General features: G+C 55.5%; 8 protein-coding genes. 3 read left to right on the top strand and 5 right to left on the bottom strand.

Annotation, left to right across the window (positions count from 1 at the left end; genetic code table 11):
• Nucleotides 1-160: 160 nt before the first annotated feature.
• The 3 genes from B3Z49_RS13930 to B3Z49_RS13920 all read left to right on the top strand — a co-directional run bounded on the left by B3Z49_RS13930 (nt 161) and on the right by B3Z49_RS13920 (nt 3,954).
• Nucleotides 161-1,189: an ammonium transporter gene (locus tag B3Z49_RS13930; RefSeq protein WP_296991963.1), complete on the top strand. Its 1,029-nt coding sequence runs from the start codon at nt 161-163 to the stop codon at nt 1,187-1,189.
• A 36-nt stretch (nt 1,190-1,225) separates the two neighbouring features.
• Nucleotides 1,226-1,390, top strand: a complete 165-nt coding sequence (locus B3Z49_RS13925; RefSeq protein WP_165374900.1) for a hypothetical protein — start codon at nt 1,226-1,228, stop codon at nt 1,388-1,390.
• 179 nt (nt 1,391-1,569) lie between these two features.
• The gene (locus B3Z49_RS13920) at nt 1,570-3,954 is read left to right on the top strand and encodes a DUF1989 domain-containing protein (RefSeq protein WP_296991960.1); all 2,385 of its coding nucleotides are present in this window, start codon (nt 1,570-1,572) and stop codon (nt 3,952-3,954) included.
• Nucleotides 3,955-4,080: 126 nt separating this feature from the next.
• Here B3Z49_RS13920 and B3Z49_RS13915 read toward each other — a convergent pair whose 3' ends face one another.
• The 5 genes from B3Z49_RS13915 to B3Z49_RS13895 form a co-directional block, all read right to left on the bottom strand.
• A complete protein-coding gene (locus tag B3Z49_RS13915) occupies nt 4,081-5,442 on the bottom strand; it encodes an NAD(P)-binding domain-containing protein (protein WP_296991958.1) in 1,362 nt (453 codons plus the stop codon).
• Nucleotides 5,443-5,517: 75 nt separating this feature from the next.
• Nucleotides 5,518-6,558, bottom strand: coding sequence for a heme-dependent oxidative N-demethylase family protein (locus B3Z49_RS13910; RefSeq protein WP_296991956.1), 1,041 nt, complete (start codon nt 6,556-6,558; stop codon nt 5,518-5,520).
• Between the two features lie 14 nt (nt 6,559-6,572).
• Complete coding sequence (locus B3Z49_RS13905) at nt 6,573-7,538, bottom strand: PDR/VanB family oxidoreductase (RefSeq protein ID WP_296991954.1); 966 nt, start codon at nt 7,536-7,538, stop codon at nt 6,573-6,575.
• Nucleotides 7,535-8,146 (bottom strand): dimethylamine monooxygenase subunit DmmA family protein, encoded by a 612-nt coding sequence (locus B3Z49_RS13900; RefSeq protein ID WP_296991951.1) that lies wholly within the window; start codon nt 8,144-8,146, stop codon nt 7,535-7,537. The genes B3Z49_RS13905 and B3Z49_RS13900 overlap by 4 nt, the downstream gene beginning before the upstream one ends.
• A gap of 80 nt (nt 8,147-8,226) precedes the next feature.
• On the bottom strand, nt 8,227-9,063 hold an 837-nt coding region (locus B3Z49_RS13895), incomplete at its 5' end, for an aminomethyltransferase family protein (protein WP_296991950.1).

Raw genomic sequence — 9,063 nt, 5'->3', positions numbered from 1 at the left:
TGTCGGGTTCGGTGATCGAACGTATTCGTATTTCCGGTTTCACCATCCTTGCGATTTTCCTTGGTTCCGTTGTCTGGATCCTTGGCGCGTCCTGGGGCTGGCACCCGGATGGTTGGCTCACCACCGAGNNTCCGAGGCAGGCCTGCCCTGGAGCGAATATATGGGTCCGAACCTGACGGATAACGCGTCGGGTATCTTCTATGCGGCCTTCACGCTGTTTGCGGCAACCACTGCCTCGATCATGTCGGGCTCGGTGATCGAACGTATCCGTATTTCCGGCTTCACCATCCTCGCCCTGTTCCTGGGCGCTGTGGTCTGGGTCTTTGGCGCATCCTGGGGCTGGCATCCGGATGGTTGGCTCACCACCGAGTGGGGCCTGCATGACGTTGGTGCGGCGGGTGCCGTTCACACCATCGCCGGCTTCTTCACTCTTGGTGTTCTGATCAACCTCGGCCCGCGTATCGGTCGCTTCAATGCCGACGGCACAGTCAACAACATCAACGGCCACAACATGCCGATGTCGCTGATTGGCCTGATGCTCATTGTTATGGGCTTCTTCGGCTTCCTTGGCGGCTGCATCATCTATACCGGCGATACCTGGATGACCATTTACAACACCCCGGCAACCCTGTCGGCATTCGCATTCAACACCCTGATGGGCGTTGCAGGCGGCATGATCGGTGCGTATCTGGTCACTCGTGATCCGTTCTGGATGATGTCTGGCGCCCTGATCGGTGTGATTTCCTCTGCACCGGCACTTGACCTTTACTATCCGGGTCTTGCCTTCCTCGTCAGCTTTGGCGGCGGCTGCGTCATGCCGAAACTCAACGACATCCTTGTCGAGAAATTCAAGATCGACGACGCGGTTGGCGCGGTTGCCGTCCACGGCTTTGGCGGTGTCTGGGGTCTGGTCATGGCCGGTATCTTTGCGTCTGGCTACCAGAACGTTGCCGGTCCGGAGATCTCGTTTGTTGGTCAGCTTTCAAGTGCTGTCGTCTTCATGATCCTTGGCTTCGCACCGGGCTACGTTCTGTCCCTGGTTCTGAAGCTTGTTGGTCTGCTGCGTGTGTCTGAACAGGCAGAAGTGGCTGGCCTCGACAAGGCAGAAGTACCGGTAAGTGCATATCCGGAAAGCACCGTTCCGGCGGCATTCGCCAACGATCCGACTTCGCCGACCCCGGCTGAGTAAGATCATCCTGACACATTGAAACAAGGAAACTGAAACATGAACTCAGCTCCGATTACCAGTTGGGAAGGTGCAGAAGCCTACTTCACCTTTGCTGACAAACCGGCTCTGCTCGTGGCGCTTACACTTGTTGGTGTTGGCGTGTGCATCTGGACCATCGCCTCGATGGCCATTCACGAGAACAAAGCCTACAAGGACATGTAATCTGATTGATGCAAAGCAATACAATGACGCCCTGAACCCTTGGGTTATTGCTTTGCTCAACTGACACAGCGAGAGGCCAGTGTCAAAACTGGCCTCTCTGCCTTTTCCCGATAAAGTAAAAACACCAAATACCCTTCAGGCTCGCCGCTTTCAGATCATTCACCGCACACGAGGCCACAATGATCGACCTTGCCCGAACACCGGAAACCTATCCGCACGCTGTCCGCGCTGCGCGCCCCAGTCGCATTATCAATGCCGGACGCACCGCGATGGCGCGCAATCGCGAACGCTATGAAATTCCCGGACGCGGCGCGATCATGATTTCGGTGCGCGAGGGCGATCAACTCGCACTGCGCAATTGCGAAGGCATGCAATCGGTCGAGCTGATCGGCCTGACACCATCGGGCGCCGCACGGCCCGAGATTTTTGAACCTTTGGCACATGGCGCGCCGCACGGCTTGATGGATCTATTGTCTGATCCGTTTGATGACAGCCTGACGCGCTTTGCCAAGACCTTGCGCAAACGCGATATCAAACTTGAAACCTGCCTTGCCCACCGGCTTTTTGGCAATGCCAGCCCACCCGGTGATACGGTCGAACTGACCATCCAGCTTGACGGATTTGTCATCATTGCCACCCCGGCACCGCTGATGCGGATCGATGCGCATAATACCGCAACACCGATCACCGCCCTGATCAAGCGCGCCCATCATTCTGATACCTACAGCTTCGCCCTGCCCGATCCGCTGGCCGATCCGGTTGTGGATTTGCGTGTGCATTCGGCCACCGCCGAGGCCTATGAAATCAAGGCCGGGGATTACATCCAGATTCTTGATGTTGATGGGCGGCAATGCACCGATTTTCAGTGTTTTGATGCGCGTAAACTTGATCGCAGCATTCAGAACCCGCTGGATGTGACCACCACACGCACATTGATGGGCCATGCCTATCCGATGCCGGGCCTGCACGGAAAATACTATGATCAGGACATGGATCCACTGGTCGAGGTCGTTCAAGACACCTGCGGGCGCCATGACGCCTTTGCTATGGCCTGTGCTGCGAAATACTACGATGATATCGGCTATCCCGGTCATGTGAACTGCACGGACAATTTCAACGCGGCCCTTGCCAAACATGGTGTTGATCCGCGGGCCGGCTGGATGGCGATCAATTTCTTTTTCAATACCGGCATTGATGATCACGGCGTGATGTATGCCGATCAGCCCTGGTCGCGTCCGGGCGATTATGTGCTGTTGCGTGCGATGACCGACCTTGTCTGTGTGTCATCAGCCTGCCCGGATGACACGTCCGCGGCCAATGCCTGGAAACCGACCGACATCCATATCCGAAGTTACGATGGTGCTGAAAAATTCAGCCACGCCGTTGCCTGGCGCCCGACTGCAGAGGCCGAAGCAAAAATGACCAAAGAAACCGCCTTCCACCCGCGCACAAGCGAACTGACCCGCAACTTCGTCGAATATAAGGGTTTCTGGCTGGCCCATGAATATACCGGCCACGGCATGATCGAAGAATATTATGCCTGCCGGGAAAAGGCCGTGGTCATTGATCTATCTGCCTTGCGCAAGTTTGAAATCACCGGCCCCGACAGCGAAGCACTGATGCAATATTGCCTGACGCGCAATGTCAAAAAACTTGGCATCGGGCAGGTCGTCTATTCCGCGATGTGCTATCCGCATGGCGGGATGATTGATGACGGCACGTTGTTGCGTCTGGGGCAGGATAATTTCCGCTGGATTTGCGGTGATGATTACAGCGGTGTTTGGCTGCGTGAACAGGCCGAAAAACTTGGCCTGCATGTCCTGATCCGCTCATCAACCGATCAGATGCACAACATCGCCGTTCAGGGGCCCAAAAGCCGCGATATCCTGCGCGAAGTCATCTGGACCCCACCGCATCAGCCATCCATCGATGAAGTCGACTGGTTCAAATTCACCATCGGCCGGATCGGTGACGCCAAAGGCGCGCCTGTTGTCGTCTCCCGCACCGGCTACACCGGCGAACTTGGTTATGAAGTCTGGTGCCATCCCAAGGATGCCATTACCGTCTTTGACGCCATCTGGGCGGCAGGTAAACCACACGGCCTGACGCCGATGGGATTGGGAGCCCTTGATATGGTTCGGATCGAGGCCGGGTTGATCTTTGCCGATTATGAATTTTCCGATCAGACCGATCCGTTTGAAGCCGGGATCGGCTTTACCGTGCCGCTTAAATCAAAGGAAGATGACTTTATCGGTCGTGACGCCCTGATCCGGCGCAAGGAACATCCATCGCACAAACTGGTCGGGATCGAGATTGATGGCAATGTCACCGTCGGCCATGGTGATTGCGTTCATATCGGACGTGCGCAGATCGGTGTGATCACCAGTGCGGTGCGATCCCCTATTCTCGGCAAGAATATCGCACTGGCGCGGGTTGATATCGCGCACGCCGATATCGGCACCGAGGTCGAGATTGGCAAGCTTGACGGACATATGGTCCGCCTGCCCGCCATCATCACCGCCTTCCCGCATTATGATCCCAAAAAGGAAAAGCCGCGGTCCTGAATCCCGCGGCTTATAACCCCCAAAAGAAACCCCGCAGCCATGTCGACTGTGGGGGTGACTGCGAGTTTGGTTAAGGGAGACGGCGGACTTGCGCCCGCTTCTTTGAAAGTCCTGAAAGTCGGCTGCCTATTCGGCAGCCGTTTTCTTTTCAACCTGCAAATAGGCTTCAAGGCTGTCATCAAGTTCGTCCAGCCACGGCGTGTGATGGGCTGGTGACATATTGCCCGTCATCAGCGAGCGATAGGACTTGTTGCGATAGCCCATGATGTCGTCGGCCTTGTCATGTTCCCATTCCTCGAAGGTCTTGTTCACCCCTTCGATATCGAACATCGGATAGTCCGTCATTTCGATCAGATGGGCGGTGTAATCGCCCTGGAACCAGATCATGTCGTGATCGTCCTTAAGACCTTCTTCGCGATCACGCCAGGCTTTGCTGTCGGCCTTCATCTCGTCCTTGGCTGGCAAGGGAATGCGGCCCATGATCACATCACGGGCAAACCATGCCTGCGCGTCAAACATGTTGAAGGTATAGAACTGGTCCTGCATGCCAAGATACATCATCTTCGGATTTTCTTCCCAGACGACACCTTTATAAAGACCCAACGGCCACAGGCGGTTATCGGTCTTAAGACGCAGATCATCGGTCAGGAACGGGAAGTGATGCTGATAGCCGGTGCACAGAATAATCGCATCGACGTCGCGTGATGAACCATCCTTGAAATAGGCCTTATTGCCATCAACCTTGGTCAGAAGCGGGACCTCTGCCCAGTTATCGGGCCAGTCAAACCCGATCGGGTTGGTGCGGTGGCTTACCGTCACCGATTTGCAGCCATACTTATAGCATTGCGATCCGATATCCTCAGCCGAATAGGACGTGCCGATGATCAGGATATCCTTGCCCTTGAATTCCAGTGCGTCACGGAAATCATGGGCATGCAAAACACGCCCGCCAAAGGTGTCAAAACCCGGGAATTCCGGCACATTCGGGGTCGAGAAATGACCATTGGCAACAATGACATGATCAAATTCCCCGGTCGAAACCACATCATTTTTCAAATCATGCGCAGTCACCAAAAATGTTTGGCTTTCTTCATCAAACTCAACACTGCGCACCGGGGTTCTGAAACGCACCCACGGGCGGACATTCGCCTTTTCAACGCGGCCCTTGATGTAATCCCAAATCACCGCACGCGGCGGATAGGATGCGATGGGTTTGCCGAAATGCTCCTCAAACGTGTAATCGGCAAATTCCAGGCATTCCTTGGGCCCGTTCGACCACAGATAGCGATACATCGATCCGTGGATCGGTTCGCCATATTCATCAAGACCGGTGCGCCAGGTGTAGTTCCACAAACCACCCCAGTCTTCCTGACGTTCAAAACACACAATCTCGGGGATTTCGGCCCCTTTGGCGGCAGCAGATTGAAATGCACGCATCTGCGCCATGCCTGACGGACCGGCGCCAATAATTGCAACACGAAGTGTCATAGCCTTAAATCCCCAATAAAAGCGTTATGCCGTTTTTGCGTCTCCTCTGCCCGGCTTGTGCCGGTTCGTTCTTTGTTAATCGGGGAAGATCCCCGGTGACGTCGGCGCCCCGTCGTCAAATTGTGAAAGCCACTCGACCAGGATCGGGTGGTAACGTGACAGCCCCTTGTAATCGACAAGTTCGGGCCGCAAATCGCGCATGACACGATGCAGGCGACGCCCCCATTTCGGCTGGGTCACCACTTCGTTCATCGCCATCAAATATGTTCGGATCGGAAACAGGATCGCGTTGGATCGCGGCAAGCGCCAAAACGTCTGAAGCTCCACACGCAGATGGACCTTTTCACCGATATTTTCCGGTGTCACGGTCATGCGGTCCGGGCCCCATTTGGGATAATTTTCCGGGCTGGTATCGAGACGTGGATTGACCGTCAGCGTCCAGTTCAGGCGCCGGGATGGCTGCCCCTGTGGCAGGGTCAAAAGGAATTTCAGAGCGCGCTGGAACACTCCCAGTTCGTGGGCCAGCGGCACGGGCGCATGCCATTCAAAGAAATTCATGCCAATGTCGAAATCAAGCGACCAGTCAGCCTGTGCGGTGATGATCCCGGCATCCATCCAAAGGTTGCCATCGCGCTGATCAAGGATGGCGTGATCGCCTTGTACCTGGCGTCCGATATATTCCATCGGATGGCAGGGCAGTGTCGAACTGTCGCCAAAGGTAAAGGTATCGTCGATCTGAAGCGGCTTGTTGATCCAGTGCCAGCGATCGCCATCCATGGTCAGTTTGAACAGATCGGGATAGTCGCGCGCCTTGGATACCATCACCAGTTCAAGGAAGTCCCACCCCGCCGTTTCCATATGCGGCAGTGCCTGACACCGACCGGGGTCGTCTGCCAGAACAAGGGCGCGGTCCTTCATTTCCGCGACATAGTGTTCATCAACATCAAACGCATTTTCAAACGGGCTGCCGGCACGCGCAGCATGATGCGGTTCGATATTGGTCGAATACATGTATTCGTCTCCCGGGAACGGGAACGGAAAACGCGGGATGTTTGACGGACTGTTGGCGTAGGTGAAATCACCGCGGAAGCTCTCGTCCTTAAACTGGATGGTCATGACTGAAATCCCCCTTACAGATCAAGTTCAAGGCGTTTGCCACGGAACCGCGAAACACAGGGCATGATCCGTTGCTTTGCCGCGCGCTGTTCTTCATCAAGCCAGTGGTCGTTGTGCATGATCTCGCCGTCGCAGGCGACAACCACCGTTTCGCATTGACCACACGCCCCGCCCCGGCACATGCAATTGATCGGGGTTCCGGATGCCTCGACTGCCTCAAGCAGGCTTTGTTCCGCACCCACGGTGATATCAATCCCGGCCTTGGCCAGATGCACTTCAAAGGGCTCGCCAACCGGCGGGGCCAGAAAGTGTTCGAAATGAACGTGTGCGGCAGGCCAGCCAAGACTTGTGGCGGTTTCGACCACCCGTTCGATCATGCCCTTTGGGCCGCAGACATAGACATGCGTGCCAAGGGGCTGATTGGATAAAAGCGTTTCCAAATCAACGCTCTCGCCCTGATCATCACAATAGCACGACACGTGATCGCCAAAACGATCGGCAAGGCTGTCCATATAGGCCGCCTGTGATACTGAACGCGCGGCATAGTGCAGTTCAAACGGCACGCCGAGCTTATCGGCCTGGGCCATTTGTGCGATAAACGGCGTGATCCCAATGCCGCCCGCAATCATCAGGTGCTTTCGCGCCCGCAGATCCAGCGCAAACAGATTGACCGGGGCAGAGATTTTCATCTGCATGCCAGGTCGCACCTGCTCATGCATGAATTTCGATCCACCGCGCCCGGTATCGTCACGGCGCACCGAAATCGCATACTGATCGCGCTCGAACGGGGAACTCATCAGCGAATAGGGATTTTTGCGTTTCGTGCCGTCATCAAGCATCTCGACAACGATATGCGCCCCACCCGAAAAGGCGGGCAGTTCATCACCATTCACATGCTTGAATTCAAACCGTTTGATGATCGGGTTGACCTCGACCACGTTGCTGACAACCACCGGAATCAAATGATCGGACGCACTCATTTGAACACCTCCTTGATTTCGATTTCTTCAGACGGGTCTTCGGCATTGATGCAAACTCCCTGAAACGCCGCCAGACGACGGGAATAGTGATCACGCACGAGCAACAGTAAATCGCAAGACGGACATTTGACCGGCTGAGTGGTGACGTCCTCGATCATGGTTTTGCAGTGAACACACTGAACGCGACGCGCCAGACTGCCGCGATGCTCACATTGCACGGCGGTATGATCCAGCCCACATGCCTCCCCCTTGGCAACGCCCTGCCCGACCAGCCCTTCGGTCCCGGCAAGATAAAGCTGGCTGCCCATCTTGGCGTCTGACAGCCATTCACCAAGCTTGGCGACGGCTTCGTCAATAGTCGGGAAATGTTCGAACCGCTTGGCACCCAGCGCATAAAGCGATGTAATCAGGGCGGCTTCACCCGGGGTCGGCACATAAAGGATATGTACCTTTTCCATCATGTCGCGCGGCAGTTCCTGCACGACCCGGATAACGCATTCGGCACCGGATGCATCGGCCAGAAAATAATGTGCCAGACCGGGCACGATTTTTAACGTGCCATAGGTCGGACGGGAAAGAATGCTCTCTTCGATAAGACTCTCAGACATGGTAGCGGGTCCCATTCTGTCAGAAACCAAGGGATCAGGCGGTTGATCCGGGGGCCTCTGACAGCCCCCGGTCATTTGGCTTAACCCTTGGCTGTTCTTTTCAATTTTTTGGGGTCGTCAAATGGCATGGTATGGGCCATTCCGCCGAGCATGCCTTTTTCACCCGTCACTTCAAGCCGCACACCTTGTTCGGCGCAATCAACCGCCAGACGGGCAATCGCCATGGTCTGATCCTTAAGCGGTGAATACATCGCACAGGTCACGACACCGACCTTGGCCCCGTCCTTGAACACTTCGGCCCCTTCGGCCGGGACTTCCTTGCCATCAAACAGGATGCCAAAGATCTTGAAGCGTTCCTTGCCTTTCAGACGATAATGTTCCTCGGCACCACGGAAGCCGGTCTTGCCCGGGCTGACGGTGAAATCAAGGCCAAGCTCCCACAGGGTATCGCCCGGTCCTTCGTTTTCGAACGGGTACATCTGCGAGTTATCATAGGGATAAAACAGCAGGTAGCTTTCAACACGCAGCATATCAAGCGTGGTAAAGCGGGTCGGGATGATGCCCATATCCTTGCCCTCGGCAACGATGCGATCCCAGATCATCCCGGCATCCTGACCACGACAGAAAATCTCATAGCCGCGTTCACCGGTATAGCCGGTGCGCGAAATCATCACGGGCGCGCCAAACAACTGCGTCTGCGTATGATGGAAATAGGGCAGATCGCGAATACCCGGTACATATTCCGCCAGATAATCGACCGCAAGCGGCCCTTGCAGCGATAAATCATGAAGGTTGTCATCAAAACGAACCGACACATCACGGCCCATGGCGGCCTTGGTCAGTTCTTCATGCCCGGTGCCCGATCCGTGCACCACCATCCATGAATTCGGCCCCATGCGATAAATCACGCAATCATC

Origin of the sequence: Thalassospira sp. UBA1131 (assembly GCF_002311515.1) — a bacterium.
Lineage (GTDB): Bacteria > Pseudomonadota > Alphaproteobacteria > Rhodospirillales > Thalassospiraceae > Thalassospira.
This window is presented reverse-complemented; position numbering and strand designations above follow the sequence as displayed.